Genomic DNA, 17,675 nt, shown 5'->3' on the forward strand with positions numbered 1-17,675 from the left:
TACTGTCACCGAATATACTACGGCGCGCCGGCCAGGGGCACTTCGTAGACGACGGCCCCGTTCGTTCCCACGGTGATGCGGGTGGTTGCGCCGACCGTCCGGAGGCTGAGGGTGGAGTCCTGAGCCGAGACGCCCAGATTGAACGGATAGCCCTCGTTCCCACCCACCAAGGTGCCGGGAGCCACGCCGTCTGTCGAGCTGCACGAGGTCTCACTCTCGTTGTCGCAGAGGGCCTCCACCGCGTAGAGCTTCCCTGAATTGGAGATGAGGTATACGATCCCATTCACGATGAGGGGTTCGCGCAGGGGGACGCCGCTCTCGAGCATTTTCGGAAAGTTTGCGTTGCAGGTGGCGCCCTGCGTACAAGGTGCGTTGCCGGTTTGGCAGACACAATAGAGCCGGCCTCCCACGTCAACGGAATAGACTTCGTCCGTGAAGCTCTGCCAATAGATCTTGGCCCCCACGGCGATGGAATTGGAAACGGAGTAGGGCGTGATCAGGTCCGAGTAGGCGTCGGGCGGGATGGCCGAGCAGGCCACGTCGTTTTCAGTGTTTTGCAGCATGTACAACTTGGCCGAGGCCCCGCCCATCGTGCCGAAAAAGAGTTTGCCGAAACTGCCCGTGATCCACGCCTGGATCTCGCCCGCCAAGCCGCTTCGGCTACAACCGACCGCAACGGGAGCCGTGGGCGGCTCCAGCTTGACTCTGTGGATCGAACCGGTGGAGCAGTTGCTTCCAGTGTGCATCCACTTCGGGTTCCACGTACCTTTCACGGCCGGCGTGGAGGTGACGCTCACGCTCGCACCCGTGCATCCGCCGAGATTGACGATCTGTTCACGGAAGGTTGTGTCGCCGTCATAGGCATCTTCGTTTTCGACCCCGAATAGGCAGGTGGTTTTGTTCGCTCCTGAGTCCGACGTACCGCCGAAGTAGACCAGCTTGTCGTCCACCACCGGGCCTGTGGTGGCGACCACCGGCGATACCTTGCAGGTTCCACCCGACGTCTCCAGGACCTTGGGCCAGCCGGCCGAAACGGAAAGGGGAGACGCCGGCGTGCCGTCCGGGTCGCCGGTTTCGGTGTTCTGGATCTTGAAGACTTTTCCCGCATCAGTCGTCACGAAGAGGTAGTCGTTCGTTCCCGAGTCGTACCAAGAATAGGGAGCGCCCACGACGCTTCCGCTTCCCACGCCCAAGTCCAATGTTTGGACGAGAGAGAAAGAGGAATTGAGCAGATAGATCTTGTTCCCGTTCGCGGCCACGTAGGTACCGATGTAGACGGCCCCCGTATCGACGGCGGAGAGGGGGAAGCCGCGCACTTTCACCGCGTCGCCCTCGGCCCCCTGGAAGCTCTCATGGGCCTTGAGCGCTGCGGCACAGATCTGCGTGGTGTTGGTTTCAGGGGTTCCCGCGTTATTTACGGCCCGAACGGTGTAGCAGTACTTTGTGTTGGCCGAGAGCGACTGGCCGTTGTCCGTGCAGTTGCCGTCGCCGGTTCCATCATCGTAGCACGCACTCGTGGAGCCATCGACCAGAAGGGATCCCGGGGCGCCGCACGAGGGCGTGCATCGGTAGAGCACGTGCTTCTGGATGCCGGACTCGCCATCGGAGCCCCCGGTCCAGGTCAACTTGAGCGTGCGGTCGCCGGATTCCACCACCGCGAAGGAGGTCGGCGACGTCGGCGCCGTGGTGTCGACCTTGTACTCATTGAGGCTCGCGCAGCCGGTCCCATCCGTGCAGTAGGTCACGGAGTTGTTGACATTGTCCGTCACGACATAACGGTATTGGTAGCAGCCGGTGGTCAGACCCGTGTCGCTGACCGGCGAAGAACCCGGATCGGTGGAGATGGTGGACCACGAACCGTACCCGCTGCAACTCCCGGCGGAGAGCGTCCCTGACCGCCGCTGAACGAGACGGCCTGCCACGCCGGACCCGCCATCCGTCGGGTTGACGAAACTGACGGATGCGCTTGTTGAGGATGTGAAAGTGTTTGAATAGGAGACGGAGCCACCGGAAGGAGCCGTGTTGTCATACGTGTAGGTGAACGTGCAGGTGGTTGAGTTCGCGGCCTTGTCGTATACAGTCATTGTGGGTGTAGCTGAAGCCGTGTCCGAGGTCCACGAGTAGAGCTTGTTGAATGCGGCGGGTTGGATCACATTTGCAGTGGCGGTCTGGAGGGCGGCAGGAAAGTTCACATAGGCCACACCGGCAGTCGCATCGGCCGCACCCGAATTGACGGTGAAATCGCCGGCCACCGCGTTGTTGTAGTAGACCGTGGCCCCCGTAGCATATTGATAGGCGGCGGACGTGCCCTCGGTGATTGACACGGAGCAGGTGGGAATCGTCCAGTCCGCACCGTACTCCTTGGTCATCGTGGCGGTGTTGTTGACGTGATCGGCCAGATCGAGCTTGACATCGCACAGGTTGGAACCCTGGTCGCGGCAGTTCAGCCCCGCCCCAACGGACACGGAGTAAGTCCCAAAGGGAGCACGATCGGCCCCGTTGACGGTGACCGTGACATTGCTGGTGACCGTCCGGGTGCTCGCTCGGAACGCACCGGTATGATCGAAATACGTGGAGTTGTTGTAGAGCGTGTAAGCCCATCCATTCAGTGTAACGTTATCGAGGCAAACGGTGGTGGCATCCACGGCGAGCGGTACCCATTGATCGCGCTGGGCGGGGAAGGAACCTTGAGAGCGGCGAGAACATGTGCCATCCGTGCCCCACGCGATGCTGTTCGCGCCCCAATAGGCGCGCTGCTCCCAATCGGCGTCGTTGAATTGGAGCATGACTTCGGTGGGTACGCTCGTGGATGGAACGTAGATCCACTGGTACAGCCAACCGCCGCTGGGAACGGTGATCGTTTCGCTCGCTCCGGAGAAATAGTGCTGGTGGGGATTGCCCGCATTGTTGTCGTAGTTGGCCTGCGTGCCGGTGTATTTCGTCGCCCCGCTCCACGCCCACGTGTCTCCTTGCGTGGCCCCGGGTGGGAGGGCGTCCTCGCCCCATCCCAAGTTGTCGTAGTCCAATCCGCTGACGTTGAAATTGGTTTTGTGCCAGTAGCGCAGAAGCTCGGCGTAAATGTCCGGCGTGGCCGAGTCGACCGCATCGGTTCGCACCACACATCCCTTTCCATAGCAGTGCATCGAGGGACCGCTCTGGTAATCGGCTTCTTCGTACAAACGGTAGAGGCGCGGGTTATTCGTGCATTCGCTGTATCCGGTGGTCATGCCCGTGGCGGAGGTGGGCCGAGTATCCGTGCCGGCGGTGGCCGCCGAGTTGGGCACGAGATTTGATCCATCAGACGACTTGTTCCGAGTCTGGGCGGATCCGGCCGAGGTGATGTCCACACAGACGCGGTCGTCCCCCGCGGTGTTGAGGTCTGCCGCTGCCCCGCAGGAGTAGTAGAAATTCCAGCCCCCGGCCTCAAACCAGAACCCACCCGCATTTGCGTATTGCCGGATGAGGTTGAGCACCGTCTCGCCGGACGTTTCTGGATAGTATTCGCCGTACGGGTTCAGGATGGCTTTGTAGGCCTGCATTTCGGCCAGGGTGTCGATCTGGGCTGCGGTAACGGCGGTGACATTGAGCCCACGCTTCTTAAGTTCGTCCTGCCACCATGAGGAGCACGAGGCTCCGGCGGCGCCGGTCCATGAGCAGGAGCAGCTTCCGTCGCTCACCACTGCGACCGTATCGGCCCCGATCGGCGCGATGATCGCGGTGGAGGGCACGGTCTTGTCGATATAGTAGACGTTGCTGGTCTGAGTCGACTGCATGTTCCCAACATCGTCCACGCTGTAGTAGCAAATGCGACGACGGCACGTGCTCCCGGCGGAGCAGGTGGCGCTTCCGGAAGTGCCGCTGTTCCAACCCGAGCAAGTGGCGCTCTGCCCCGGGCAGGCGGAACCATCCTCAACTTGCGACCAACAGGTATAGCCAACGGCTCCCGCGATCGTGCCGCCGTTGTCGCCGGGCCGCGTGTCGGCCGGAGTGAGAGTGAAGGCCACGTTTGCATTCCCCCATGCCTGCCCATTGGGGGCGATCGAGGTGGTCGGCTCGATCCAGTCCACGTAGGCGTAGACGTGCATGCCATCCACAAAGAAATCGAAGTCCTCGGTTCCGCCGCCAATGTTGCGGAATCGGATCTTGAACTCCGGGCAGAACTTGTGGGTGGTCGTGGCCCGCTGCTTGAAGTAGTCCTTCATGTACAGTGCGGCACCCGACGAATAGTTGACCCAAGTCGTCTTGTCCACGGCGATCGCGCCGCCGGTGCCGGACTCCACGCAGGTGAGCCCGGCGCCGTCACTGGGCCCGTCGTTGTTCATGGCGTGGACATAGCCCGACTCGGGCGCCACGTCGGATGCGTCCGACCCCCAGCCCCCATCGCAGAACGGAATGCCGGCTTCCCCCGAATTGAATGTCGTCAGCGTTCCATCGCACGCCGTACCGTCGTTGTTGTTGTCCTCGTGTAGGTACATGAGCACTGTGAAGAAATCCCTGTTGCCGTCCCAGTCTTCGCGCCGGAAGCGGTATCGCCACTGCATGGAGGCGTCGTAGATCTTGGAATAGTCGAGGCCCGTTCCGTAGAGCGCCCAGTCGATATCGAACGCGCTCCCCTTGATCCACGCGGTGCCCTGTGCGTTTTCGTTGGTGCAGCACTCCTTGAAGTCCGGCTGCCAAATGACTTCGTCTTCGCCCCAGGTGCCATCTTGGTAGTACTCTCCCGTTCCGGGATTGACGGTCCTCCATTGGTTGGCGCGGTAGGTGTCGTCCCATGTGCCCGCGTCCGTCCACCAGCCGCACTGCCAGCCCTCGTCCCACCAGAAGCTGCAAATGGCCTGACCGTTCGATCCCTCGCCCGTTTGAATATCCTGATTGTCCATCGTGCCGGCAAAGGCGAGATCCACGCGGTTGTAGCTCAGGTTGAGGAACTTGATCTCGTGGAAGCCGTCGCCGGAGTCATCGCCGCAGAAATCGTAGCCTTCGCAATCGAGATACGACTTCACATTCTGCTCCCATTGGATCACGCCGCCTTCATCATTGTAGATGTACAGGCGAGCCCAGTAGGTGTAGCCGCTGTCGTTCGCCGTGTCGTCTTCGTTTCGGAATCGCCAGTCGCGCGGATCGTCGAAATCACCGTCCGCGAAGCAGCCTCCAGGCAGATCCTGCACCCCGCCATCGTCGCACGTCACGTCGATGAGAACCGTGGTAAGGTAGGCGCAGTTGTTGCTCGGGCAGCCGTCCGTCCGCCACGTGCGCTCCACCCAGCTTGAGGTTCCGGTATCCCAATACCCCAGGCCCCAGAGCGTGTCGGTGTCATACGTATGCTGGAAGCCGTATTCCAGGTAGACCTTGCTTACACTCGCCGCCTGAGCCGCCGAGGCGGCTCCGAGCGCCAGAGCGATCACCACGAAGAGGGATGCGAGTCGCGGGTTCATGGGACCACCAGCGGGATGGTGAGGTAGCGCTCGGCCACGCGCCTCTTCTCCCCACTGCCGTCGACGGGAATCAGTGTCAGCGTGATCGGTTCTCCCTCAGGAGAGTTCGGACCTCCCGTCGGCTGGCGCCGGACCACCCGCGCCTTGACGGGGAGCGGTTTGCCGGTTGGGGGGTCCGAGATGTTCATGGCCACGATACCGAGATAGTACGTCCCGGCCGGTGTCTCCGCTGGCACTTTGAAGGCTCCCTCCCATGAAGCACTTCCTTGATGGAGCGAATACGTCTTGCCGCGGAATTCGACGAAACCTTTTTCCCATTCGCCGCCCGTCAGCTCGATTCGCAGCGGCTCTCCAGGCCGCGTCTTGACGGCCGGGGAACTCGGCTTGACCTCGCGGCCGCCCAGCAAGACAATGGGAGATTCGACCACCAGCGATTCCGACTCCGAGATCACCAAGTCCAAGGGGCGAATGCTTCTTATCTTCCCATCGGGCCCCATTCTGAATTCAAGCTCGCCCGTAAGCTTTTCATTCGGCACCTGCGGCAACCCCGCTTCCGGCGCCTCGCTCCGCTCTTGATTCACGGCGGAATGATCCACCACGGCTTGGATGGCCGCCACGAAAGTGTCGGCTCCCGTCTGTTTCACCTGGGTGAACGCCACGTCCGCAAGCGGGGGGAGGGAAAAAGGCGACCCGGGCCGTGCAGGGATCTGGGAGTTCTCCTGGGAGGTGTTCCGCTCCGGCTGTTTGAGCTCCACTTCCGGCGAATTGAGTGACACGAAGGGCGGCGCCACTCCCAGCGCGGCGAGGATTTCATCTTTGCCAAAACCGTTGTAGGCAAAATCGGTCGACATGGATTCAGCCATCTTGACCAACGACTTCTGATCTTCCGGATCGGAAACGGCTTCCTGAAGGGCCTCGGTGAAGTCTTCCATGGATTCCCGTGCCCCGCGTTCGGCGGGTGACTCATCCCGATGTTTGGAGCATCCGACCACAGCCAGAGCCACAGCGAAGCAGACGGCCCGAAACGCCATTCCAATGGGACTCCCGTGATCCACATCACAATTCATGACAGTCTTCTCCTGCATCATGTGGCGCAATTTGCGTACCTCGCTCTATTCACCCCTCGCGTAACGTACTTATTCCATTATGATTTTATGGACGATCGAAGTCAAGGTTGTGGGAATGGTCGACTGGTGCGCAGGAAATGACTAACCGGCATACAGAATCGGTCAGGCCGGTTGTTGTTGGGTGACGCAATGGCAGGCGCCAAGGCCCCAGATGAGATCGCGGGAGGGAATGGAAACGATGCGTCGCCCCGGGAAGAACTTTCCGATGGTTCGCATTGCGTCCCTATCCCTTCGGCCCCCGAACGTCGGCACCAGCACCACCCGATTTCCGATGTAGAAGTTCGCGTAGCTCGCCGGCAACCTCTGCCCCTGAAACACCACGGGGTCAGGCATTGCAATCTTTACAATATGAAACGGGCGTCCTCGACAGTCCTTCATCTTGCGCAGGCGCTTGTAGTTGTCGGCCAGCGGTTTGCAGTTCGCATCGGAAGGGTCATCTTCCCAAGCGCACAGGATCGTCCGGGGATTCACGAAGCGCGCGATGTCGTCGATGTGGCCGTCCGTATCGTCGCCCACAATGCCGTCCCCCAGCCAGAGAATCTTTTCAACGCCGAGGTATTCCTCAAGGTACGATTCGATCTGCTTGCGGTTCAGGTGGGGATTCCGGTTGCGATGGAGCAGGCACGATTCGGTGGTCAGGAGGCACCCCTCGCCGTTCAGGTCAATGGATCCTCCTTCAAGCACGATTCTGGGTTCGAACAGAGGAAGTTTCAGCCATCCGGCGATCTTCCTGGGGATCGCATCATCATGCACGAACGGATGATATTTACCTCCCCAGCAGTTGTAGATCCAGTCGGTAATCGCCGTGAGCCGTGAGCCGTGAGCCGTGAGCCGTTGGATGAAGATCGGACCGTGGTCGCGGATCCAGGCATCGTCCGTAATCGTTCGAAAGAATTCTACGTTTGAGGAAAGTGCGCCCGCCTTTCGGAGCAGCGCCCTTGCCTCGCGTTCGAGAACGGCGTCTTTCACCAGAATGCGGACTTTTTCGCCGATTTGAAGCGCCTTCGTCATGGCCGCCCAGATCGGGGGGATCCGTTCAATGATGCCGGGCCAGGATTTGGAGTTGTGCGGCCATGACAGCCAGGTGGCCTCGTGCGGTTCCCACTCTGCCGGCATGCGATATCCGAGCGCCCGCGGGACGCGGGCACCGTGAAGGGTGATGGGTGATGGGTGATGGGCAGTAGAGGCCCGGGGTTTCACTTCACTCTTCACTCATCACGCTTCACGTGTCCAGCAGCCGCTTCGTGAGTCCCTTGTAGGCGTCCACACGCCGATCGCGAAGGAAGGGCCACCCTTGCCTTGTCTTCCCCACTGAGGTGAGGTCGCATTCCACGATCAGATCTTGCTCATGAGTTCCCGACGCCTGCGCAAGTTGCTCCCCAAACGGGCCGGACACAAACGACCTTCCCCAGAACGTCAGGTTCCCTTCGCGCCCGACCCGGTTCGCGGCCGCCACGAAAACGCCGTTGGCCACGGCATGCGATCGTTGAATGATTTCCCATGCTTCCTCTTGGCGGCGATTGATTTCCGGTTTCTCCCCGCGCAACCAGCCGATGGCCGTGGGGTAGAACAGGATCTGCGCACCCCTGAGCGCGGTCAGTCGTGCCGCCTCGGGAAACCACTGGTCCCAGCATATCAGAACCCCGATTTTCGCAAATCGGGTCTGGAACGCCTCGAAGCCCAAATCGCCGGGGGTGAAGTAGAATTTCTCGAAATAGCAGGGGTCGTCCGGAATGTGCATTTTGCGGTATCGGCCCAGGAGGGTTCCGTCCGCATCGATGACGACCGCGCTGTTGTGGTACACGCCATCCGTCCGCTTCTCAAACACGGGCGCCACGATCACGATCCGCTTGGAACGAGCGAGATCGCATAGGGTCACTGTGGACTCTCCGGGGATCGTTTCGGCCAGGCGGAAGAACGAGGCGTCCTCCTTTTGACAGAAGTACCGGGAACGGAAGAGTTCCTGCAGACAGACGATCCGCGCGCCCTTTTTCGCGGTTTGGAGAATCCGGTCGCAAGCCTTGGAAAGATTCTTTTTCGGCGAATCCGAGCAGGACATCTGAATCAGGCCGATCCTCACAGGATTGGAACGTTGGTTCTTCACCGGCGGAAGATTAGCGCACTTGGATGCGGCTTCCAACTCCGCTCCGATGTTCGCGCGCCTCGCCGGGACTCGACGGATGCGTAATGGGGTCTCTGCGCCGCGAATGGAACGGTCATCATGACTTGCGCCGCAGGCTGCGCGCCTTGAGCGCACTAAGAATGCGTCCGGAAATGCCCAGAAATGCCAATTGAGCCGGTTCGTTGTCTGGGAGCAAGCAGCGTGTAGGGGAGCAGCTTTAGCTGCTCCCAAGGAGGGAGGACCTGAAGGTCCTCCCCTACGGCAGGTGAGTTTTCGGACGCACTCTAAGGAATTCGGGTTGGGTTCTTCCAAGTGCCGACCCTTCGACAATCCGCCTGAGGCGGACAGGTTGAGCGGAACAGGTTTCGCGCAACGGTCGAAACCGCTCGTGGTGAGCCCGTCGAACCACGCCGGATCGAAAGAAGTCTATTGTCGGAACGCTTACAGAGCCGCGGGCACGGCGGCCACGCCGGCTGAAGGATCCTCCGCGGACACGGAGACCGGCTTGGCCGTGAGGCGGTCAAACTTTGCTTTCTCCAGAAGCGGGGCGGGGTCGTCCGGGAAGGTCTTCGCGAGCCAATCCAGCCAGTTTTCGACCACGGCGTGGTCCCCCCACTGACCTGCGTGCTGGAGGCCGGGCCAGAGCTGGGCGCCCAGGAGTTCACTTCCCGGCCGGTGGGTCTTCTTCATTCTCGCGAAGGCCGGAAGGACGGTCGATTCGTAGTCCTTCTCCATTCGCACCAGGAGATTGTTCAGCGTCTGCACGGGTAGATTTCCCAGAAACTCCTTCATCTGATCGTAGTGCAACCCGGCGCCGGCGCCGCCGGACAGAAGGTGCATGGATCTCAAGTTTTTGAGGAGCGTCTCCCGTGTATAGCTGTTCAGAAGACGTTCGATCACGGCGCCATGGCGGTTCCCATGCTCCGGACTGACCGGGTGCCACAAATGGAATACGCCCACGCGCTCGTCCGTGATTTCGAGATACTCGACGGCGTAGATGCACAGTCGTTCCGTGAAATCGATGCTCTCATAGCCCCACGTCTCGAATCGTTCGTTGTGCCCGCCGATCCAGCCCGCCCATTTTTTCTTCACGGCCCCAAAATGCATGTCCCCCCAGGTGGCTTCCTGGTCGTTCTGCTGCACATCCGGCGGCTGGAAGGTCCGGATGAGGTTGGAGGCGTCCTTTCTCCATTCCGCCTTGTCGATTTCCTTCAACGCCTTTTCGGAAACACTCCACGGCCGGACGGTGGTGACCAAATCCACTTCGCTGCTCTTGTGAACCTCCAAGCAGAGCCGCAGGGATGACGGTGTCAGCAGACATTCCGGCGGCATGAATGCGACAAGCCACCCTCGCGCCACCCGCGTGCCTTGGTTTCGCGCCCGTGTGAGGCCCCGGTACGGCGCCCCATTGCCCTTCAGGAGTTCATGGCGAATTTGGAGTGGGGCCTTCCCGGTAGGGGGGAGTGAGAAGGCGGCGCGGGTCGAATTCGGGTCGCCGTAATCCACCACGATCACCTCGAAGCGCTCGGGATCCAGGTCCTGGGCCGAGAGGGAAATCAGAGCCTTCTCAAGATAGGGGGTTCGATTACACGTCGGGATGACGACGGAGAGCTCCACCTTCGCGTCGATGGCGGAGGGGTGTCTCGGACCGGCATCCGTTCTCGTAGGGGATTTCGGCGCTTGGGAAGGAGAGCCTTTCTTCGCTGCCACGGGATCAGCACTCACCCCATCACCTGAAACAGCCCGCCGATTGGCGGGCTCCGCCGCGTCCGGCCTTCTGCCGGTTTCAGGTGGTGGGTTCATGGAGGAGGCTACATACCATACATCGTCCCAGGATTTCTACAGTTTAGATCAGGCTTGAAAGTTTTGCGAGATCCTGCCGATGATTGTGAAGATGGCCGTCGAAATCTCGGTGGTCCTATGCGCCTACAACCGTGCCGAGCTGCTCCTCCGGGGCCTTCAGGCGCTGCTCAACCAGGACTTTCCTCGCGAAGCGTTCGAGGTGATCGTGGTGGACGACGGTTCCACCGATCAAACGACGGAGGTTCCGCCCCTTTTCCAATCGCGATTTCCCGAGGGGCATCTCCGGTACTTGAGGCTTGAGAAACCGCCGGGGTTCTACCGGAGCCCGGCCCGCGCTCGAAACACCGGCCTCCGTGCCGCTCGTGGCGGGTTGGTCGTGTTCTCCGATCCGGAAATTGTGGCTTCGCCGCGCGCGCTCTCAATTCACCATGAACTTCACCGCAAATCCCCGCAGGATCTTATCATTACCACCTCGCCCTGGATGGTGGGCAAGGCCGCCACGGCCGCCCTCGATGGAATCGACTGGCGCGCGGATCTCCACGAGCTCCGACGGCGATTTCCCCCCCCCGAGGTCTTCCGCGCCACCGTAGAGGGACAGTGGCTCGACGCGCATTTCATTTCCTTCAAACGCTTCTGGGCGTATCTCAACGGTGGTGTCAACGAACGTTTCGAGGCGTGGGGTTTCGAAAGCACCGACTTCTCGCGCCGGCTGTACTGGCATGGTCTCCAGCATAAGCAGGACGTCAGCCCGGAAGCGGAGGTCTACCACCTTTGGCACGATCCCGTTAAGGGGTACGGCGATCGACGCATGGCCCTCATTGAAGGGCTTCTGAACAGCTACGATCCCGACAGTCTCTTCCGCTGCCTGGCCCGACGTGGACAAGACCTTGCGGCCTTCGGACCCCGCAAAGCGTATGGGAGGGCGCGGCTGTTTCTTCTCCGCCGGAAGGCGGAAGAGATAAACGCGATACGGGACGAATTGGCCGACGAAGCCGAGAAAGATTTCTTCAAGAGAATCGGAGCCGCGCGAGGCCATTTCCCGGGCGATTCCTTCTTCGGGCTGGAACCCTGGGTCGGCCTCCGCCACCTGGTCGAGTGGGAGGACTACTCCGCCGCCCTGGAGTGGGTTGAACTGGCCTGCCGCGAATGGCCGGGCATCACCGGGCTACTGGTCGAAAAAGCGAAGCTCCATCTGAAAATGGGTCGGCGGGAGGAGGCTCACGCGATCTTCACCACGATCGTCGAACGCGAGCCCGACAACGCTTCGGCGAAACACGGTCTCAAGGAAATGGCCACCTTGCAAAGCTCCAACCGAGTGCCACTCCCGCCGAATCCCGAGAGGCCCATGGCGAAACCCACCAGCCCTGGGCATCTCTGATATCGTCGATCCCCAGGTAGACCTCCGCACCCGCCGCCAAGCCGAACATGAACCACCCCACCCAAAACTGCGGATCCATGGGACGTTGGGGGTCCAGAAATTCATCCCGGGCAGCGCTTTCAACCATCACACCCAAGCCAACGGATTTGACGCCGAGGAGCGCCAGGCTGGCGGCATAACGACCATTAATAAGATGACCCACCGAGGGGCCCAGTCCGGCGAGCGCCATCCCGGAAACCCATAGGTCTCGATTCGGCGCCGCAGCGCCCGCGAGCGAAAGAACCAGTCCGGTGGCCGCGGGACCCGCTGTCAGCACTCCGCCGATCGTTTGCCGCACCTCCCCGGCATCGGCCCAGCCGGAGGACGGCACGGCAAGAAGCAGCGCGGTGATCATCGCCCAGGTGCGGGGTTGACCCCACCACCGGAAACCGGCCCGAAGGGCCAAGAATTCCGGCCGCCGCAGGCGGTGTTTCAGGTGGTGGGGTTGACCCCATTTCATCGCCTCGATATAGTTCGATGAACACTTCGAATCAAGCCAAAGGAGCCTGGGATGGAAAAAGAGCCTGAAACAATAGATGTAGACGTATTGTTCGTGGGGGCGGGTCCCGCCAACCTCGCCGGCGCTTACCACCTTTGCCGGCTGATCGACGATCATAACCGAGCGGTCGAAAAGGGCGAAAAGAAAGGGGAAAAGCTTCAAGACCTCACCATCGCCGTGATTGAAAAGGCCGGGCAAGTGGGGGCTCACGGTTTTTCCGGCGCGGTGATGGATCCCATCGCGCTCAAAGAGTTCATGCCCGATTACAAGGACAAGGGCGCCCCAATCGAGAAAGTCGTCGAGAAGGACTACATCTACGTGTTTACGAAATCGGCCGGGATCCGGCTACCCTTCGCCCCCCCCCCGATGCAGAACCATGGAAACCTCGTCATCTCGCTGTCCAAATTCACTCAGTGGATGGCCGGCCTGCTCGATTCGAACCGCGTGATGCTCTTCACCGAATTCGCCGGCGCGAAACCGATCTACGAGGGGGATCGCGTGGTCGGCGTGCGGACGGGTGAAAAGGGCATCGGCAAAAAGGGCCAGAAAAAATCGAGTTACGACCCCGGAACGAACATCCGCGCAAAAGTGACGATCCTCGGCGAGGGTCCGCTCGGCCCGCTCACGCGGCAAGTGGTGGACAAGTTCAAGCTCAACGAGGGGCGAATGCCGATCAGCTACGCCACGGGCGTCAAGGAAGTCTGGCAACTCCCCAAGGGCCGGATCAAGCAGGGCTGGGTCCTCCATTCGATGGGATGGCCCCACCCGTTCGTCAAGAACGATTCGATGGGCGGTGGATGGGTCTACACCATGGACAACGACCAACTGTCGGTTGGTTTCGTGACCTGGCTGGACTACCGTAATCCCTACACCGATCCCCACCGGCTGTTTCAGCTTTTCAAGACGCACCCGACGATCAAGGCTCTGCTCAAGGACGCCGAACTCGTGCAATACGGAGCCAAGACCGTGCCCGTAAGCGGGTACTGGTCCGTCCCGAAACTGTATGCGGACGGTGTGATGATTGTCGGAGACTCCGCTGGAATGTGCAACGGCATGCGGCTCAAGGGCGTTCACATCGCGATCAAGTCCGGCATGCTCGCCGCGGAAACCGCTTTGGGAGCCCTGGTCAAGAAAGACTTCGGCGCCGCGACGCTCCGTGGATACGAAGAAGCCGTGCACAAGAGCTGGATCTGGAAGGAACTCCACAAGGCGCGCAATTTCCACCAAGTCTACCATCACGGGATGCTGGTCGGTCTCGTCCGCACGGGCATCCAGACCGCGCTCGGCGGTCGCGATCTGTTCGGCGACCGTATCGACGCCAAGGCGGACCGCGCCTATATGAACAAGAAACTTTGGTACAAGGACGGCGGCGGAATGCCGGAGATCAAGTTCGACAACAAGTACCTCTGCGACAAGATGACCGACATCTACAACTCGGGCACCACGCACGAGGAGGATCAACCGAGCCACCTTGTTGTAGCGGACCTCGACCTGTGTGAGAACCGCTGCACGAAGGAGTACGGCAATCCGTGCCAATATTTCTGCCCCGCGCAGGTTTATGAGCCGCGCGTCGAAGAGGGCGGGAAATTCGCGCTCCACCTCAATCCCTCGAATTGCGTCCACTGTAAGACGTGCGACATCAAGGACCCGTACAATAATATCCTCTGGGTCCCTCCCGAAGGCGGCGGCGGCCCGAAGTACACGGTATTGTAAGCGGTGCGCGGTTTCCAACCGGATCCGGCATGAGGTACAATCTCCTCAGTGCGTCTACGTCTAACAGAATGCGTAGGGGAGGGTCTTCAGACCCTCCCGACAAGAGGGAGCATCTGAAGATGCTCCCCTACGAATCGGCATTCTGCTAGAGGCTTTTAGGAATAGAGGAGTGCGATGAGCAAGCCGATCCGGGATGTTCAGGTCACGACGCTCGACGACAAGACCCGCCAGGTCAAAGCCGTCATCGACACAGGCTCCTTTTACACGATCATCAGGGAGGATCGTTTGCCCTCCACGACGACACTGGCAAGACGCGCGGTCCCCAGGGAATTGAGGGCCGCGCAAGGCGGCAAGCTGCGGGTCACCGGCGATGTTTCCATCGTCATGCTGGTTGAGGGAAAAATGATCGACGACGTGGCGATGGTTTCCCCGGAGCTCGCCCAAGAAATGCTCATCGGCGCGGGAACCATGCAGAAGTGGGATATCAGCGTCCTGCACGAGAACGGTCACACCTCGGTCCGCGTCGGCCGCGACATGCGCGACCCCGAAATCACCGAGGTTGACTGACCTCTACCAACTCGCTCCTACTCCCGTCATAGCCACGAGCCGGTCGACGTAGGTGGCCGGTTCTCCGAAAACTGAAAATTCACCCACCCCAATGTATTTCAATTGCGCGCCAAGTTCCCACGGCGGCGCCAGGTGAATTCTCACCCCTGCATGTGCGGTTATCGGCCCTACTCCCATCGTCCCTACACCGGGCGTGAGCAGGCTCGCGCCTGCCCCGAGATAGGATCCCACATGCCTCGTCATGACCGGGTAGAAGTTGATCCCAACAGGAGAGAACATCAAGGGTAGTGGAACCGAGAATAGGGTGCTCCACCCCGGTGAGTGCGGACGAGGTTCCTCGCGAGGATCCCAGAAACGGAGGGCAAACATCTCGAAAAAGAGTTCGACCCTGTGGAAACCTCGGCGACCGTACGTCAACCACGCCTGTCCCCAATTCGTTCCCAAGCTGCGCCGAGTCTCATCCCCATAGGCAAGGGTATAGCCCCCATGCAAAGTCACGCGGTTTCTACGCCAAGGCTGACATTCGAATTGGAGCAAGCGGAGGACCGATGCGTCCGAGTCCGGCTTCGGTTGGAGAGTGGCGAACGCCCCGATCGCGCCATCAACAATGATGCCAGGGATACCACCGCCCAGTGTAAGCAGCGCCGACCAGCCGATATCGGTGCTTTTCAGAGTCGCCTGACCTACCGGTGAATCTTCCCTCCTGATCTCAACCACATGGTCTCGCGTTCGATCGAGAGCAAGGCACTCACCCGGCTGTCTCGCCTCGCCATCCACATAATAAGCCGCTCCCTCTGGAGAAGGCATGACCCGGACGTACTCCGTACGCCCCCGCGCCAAGAGCACGCAGGCGCCCAAGGGGAAGGTTCCCAGCACTGAGATGCACACTCGCATCCTTCGCCGGATGAACGACCCGATGTGGAATCTCCACCGCTACCGTCCGAGTATACGCCTGAAGACTCCGGTTACAACGCCTTAGCGCTCCGGTTGACTCGCCACGGAGGAGTCTGACAGACTCCGCGCGATCAGATGGACCCCGCACCTATCTTTGAACCGCGAGGATCCGTTGGAAGAACGACCCTCCAGCGCCGGATCGAGAGTCCGCTCAGGTCGAGGCAATCCTAGACGGATAGGTGCGGGGTGGATCGGATCGTCATTCTTGATGCCGGAGGGCAGTACACCCACCTGATTGCGCGAAACGTCCGGGAGCTCGGTGTCTATTCGGAGATCGTGGAGTTCGCAGCGGCCGGTGAGAGATCAAAGGGCGCCAAGGGGATTATCATTTCAGGTGGGCCGAGAAGCGTTCTCGAAGCAGACAGTCCGCGACTGGATCGTTCGTTCTTCGAAAAACTCCGCTGGCCCGCACTGGGTATTTGCTACGGTCACCAGCTCCTCGCGTACGCTCTCGGCGGCGAAATCAAGCCGGGCCTCATCCGCGAGTACGGCCACGCGGCCCTCAACATTCGCAAGCCGGGATCTCTTCTGAGAGGCCTCGGGAGGCGCGAGCCGGTTTGGGTGAGTCACGGCGATACCGTTGTCCGCCCGCCGGAAGGATTCCAAATCCTCGCGTCAACCGCCGATTGCGAAATCGCAGCGATGGGCGACCCACATCGCAAGTTCTACGGCGTGCAGTTCCATCCGGAAGTCATTCACACGCCGCGGGGAAAACAAGTCCTGCGAAATTTCGTGCGCCATGTGTGCGGCTGCCAACCCACGTGGTCCGCCAAACGCCAAGTCGGAAAATTCGTGCGCGAAATCCGGGAGAAAGCCAAAGGGCGCCCTGTCCTATTTCTCGTCAGTGGGGGCGTGGATTCCACGGTCGCCTTTGTGCTCTGCGTGAAGGCGCTGGGACGAAAACGCGTACAAGGAATCTATGTAGATACGGGGCTAATGCGGAAGGACGAGACAAACCTGTTCAAAGATCGCATGGCCCGACTCGGATACGACAATATCGATGTGCTGGATCGATCCGATTCCTTCCTGGGACCTCTGCGGCACGTATCCGAACCGGAGCGTAAAAGAAAGATCATCGGTGAAGCGTTCGTCGCGGTCTATCATGAGCTGTTCAAATCATGGTCCGGAAAGGGGGATTCGTGGATGTTGGGCCAGGGCACGATCTATCCGGACACCATCGAATCCGGCGGCACGGCCCATGCCGCCCTCATCAAGACCCACCACAACCGCGTGCCCGAGATTCAGGAACTCCAGAAGCAGGACCGCCTGATCGAACCCATTCACCAACTCTACAAGGACGAGGTTCGTCAGCTCGGGCGACGCCTCGGGCTTCCGAAGACCATCCTCGGACGGCTGCCCTTCCCCGGCCCGGGCCTCGCCATCCGGTGCCTGGCCACATCCAAGGATCAAGCGGTATCCGCATTGACGCTCCCGAAGGAGATTCGGGGCCAACTCGGCGTTTCCGCCTATCGCCTGCCTGTTCGCTCCGTGGGCGTGCAAGGTGACAGCCGCACTTACGCCCACACAGCCGTGCTGACCGGCCGCCTCAGCTTTGCTCAACTCGGAGAATTGTCCTCGGCCATCACGAACAAAATCCGCGAGATCAACCGCGTGGCGTGGTTGGTTGCCTCCCGACCGGACGCGGACGTCTTGCAGGCCCGCATCGTTCGCTCCGAGCTCACCCACGCCCGCCTAGACCTGCTGCGGGAAGCCGATGCAACCGTGAATGAAGCCATCGAGAACCTCATTGCTCGTTGCGAAATCTGGCAGTGTCCCGTGGTGCTTCTACCGCTGCGCTGGCGCGAGGGGGAAACCGTGGTGATCCGACCGGTCAGTTCGCGGGACGGAATGACCGCAAACTTCAGCCATCTGCCTTCAGCACCGCTCCGGCGATTGGCCCGCCGCTTGCTGAACATCCGCGGAATCGACGCTGTTCTCTACGATGTAACGAACAAACCTCCGGGAACCATTGAGTGGGAATGACGGGAAGAATGTGGGGATGTGATCATGGAGTCATGGAATCAGTTCCAATACCGAG

The 17,675-nt window shown here is 60.6% G+C and carries 10 protein-coding genes; 4 read left to right on the plus strand and 6 right to left on the minus strand.

Annotated elements, in window-relative coordinates; genetic code table 11:
• Nucleotides 1-17: 17 nt before the first annotated feature.
• From HYT87_01275 to HYT87_01295, 5 genes are all read right to left on the minus strand, one after another.
• Complete coding sequence (locus HYT87_01275) at nucleotides 18-5,435, minus strand: fibronectin type III domain-containing protein (GenBank protein ID MBI2058379.1); 5,418 nt, start codon at nucleotides 5,433-5,435, stop codon at nucleotides 18-20.
• Nucleotides 5,432-6,502, minus strand: coding sequence for a hypothetical protein (locus HYT87_01280; protein ID MBI2058380.1), 1,071 nt, complete (start codon nucleotides 6,500-6,502; stop codon nucleotides 5,432-5,434). Before HYT87_01280 ends, HYT87_01275 begins: the two co-directional genes overlap by 4 nt.
• 162 nt (nucleotides 6,503-6,664) lie before the next feature.
• Nucleotides 6,665-7,678, minus strand: a complete 1,014-nt coding sequence (locus HYT87_01285) for an agmatine deiminase family protein (GenBank protein ID MBI2058381.1) — start codon at nucleotides 7,676-7,678, stop codon at nucleotides 6,665-6,667.
• 106 nt (nucleotides 7,679-7,784) lie between these two features.
• Nucleotides 7,785-8,642 (minus strand): carbon-nitrogen hydrolase, encoded by an 858-nt coding sequence (locus tag HYT87_01290; protein MBI2058382.1) that lies wholly within the window; start codon nucleotides 8,640-8,642, stop codon nucleotides 7,785-7,787.
• Nucleotides 8,643-9,125: 483 nt separating this feature from the next.
• Nucleotides 9,126-10,394 (minus strand): glycosyltransferase family 2 protein, encoded by a 1,269-nt coding sequence (locus HYT87_01295; GenBank protein ID MBI2058383.1) that lies wholly within the window; start codon nucleotides 10,392-10,394, stop codon nucleotides 9,126-9,128.
• A gap of 172 nt (nucleotides 10,395-10,566) precedes the next feature.
• On the opposite strand from HYT87_01295, the gene HYT87_01300 reads away from it, so the two are divergent.
• The gene (locus tag HYT87_01300; GenBank protein MBI2058384.1) at nucleotides 10,567-11,865 is read left to right on the plus strand and encodes a glycosyltransferase; all 1,299 of its coding nucleotides are present in this window, start codon (nucleotides 10,567-10,569) and stop codon (nucleotides 11,863-11,865) included.
• Here the strand turns inward: HYT87_01300 and HYT87_01305 are convergent.
• Nucleotides 11,768-12,364, minus strand: a complete 597-nt coding sequence (locus HYT87_01305; GenBank protein MBI2058385.1) for a hypothetical protein — start codon at nucleotides 12,362-12,364, stop codon at nucleotides 11,768-11,770. The two genes, HYT87_01300 and HYT87_01305, sit on opposite strands and share 98 nt — an antisense overlap.
• 51 nt (nucleotides 12,365-12,415) lie before the next feature.
• Between HYT87_01305 and HYT87_01310 the strand changes: the two genes are divergently transcribed.
• From HYT87_01310 to guaA, 3 genes are all read left to right on the plus strand, one after another.
• Nucleotides 12,416-14,116: an electron transfer flavoprotein-ubiquinone oxidoreductase gene (locus HYT87_01310; protein MBI2058386.1), complete on the plus strand. Its 1,701-nt coding sequence runs from the start codon at nucleotides 12,416-12,418 to the stop codon at nucleotides 14,114-14,116.
• Between the two features lie 174 nt (nucleotides 14,117-14,290).
• Nucleotides 14,291-14,683, plus strand: coding sequence for a hypothetical protein (locus HYT87_01315; GenBank protein ID MBI2058387.1), 393 nt, complete (start codon nucleotides 14,291-14,293; stop codon nucleotides 14,681-14,683).
• A gap of 1,140 nt (nucleotides 14,684-15,823) precedes the next feature.
• Nucleotides 15,824-17,620, plus strand: coding sequence for a glutamine-hydrolyzing GMP synthase (gene guaA, locus HYT87_01320; protein ID MBI2058388.1), 1,797 nt, complete (start codon nucleotides 15,824-15,826; stop codon nucleotides 17,618-17,620).
• The last annotated feature ends 55 nt before the right edge of the window (nucleotides 17,621-17,675 follow it).

The sequence above is a fragment of the Nitrospirota bacterium genome (genome assembly GCA_016180645.1).
Lineage (GTDB): Bacteria > JACPQY01 > JACPQY01 > JACPQY01 > JACPQY01 > JACPAV01.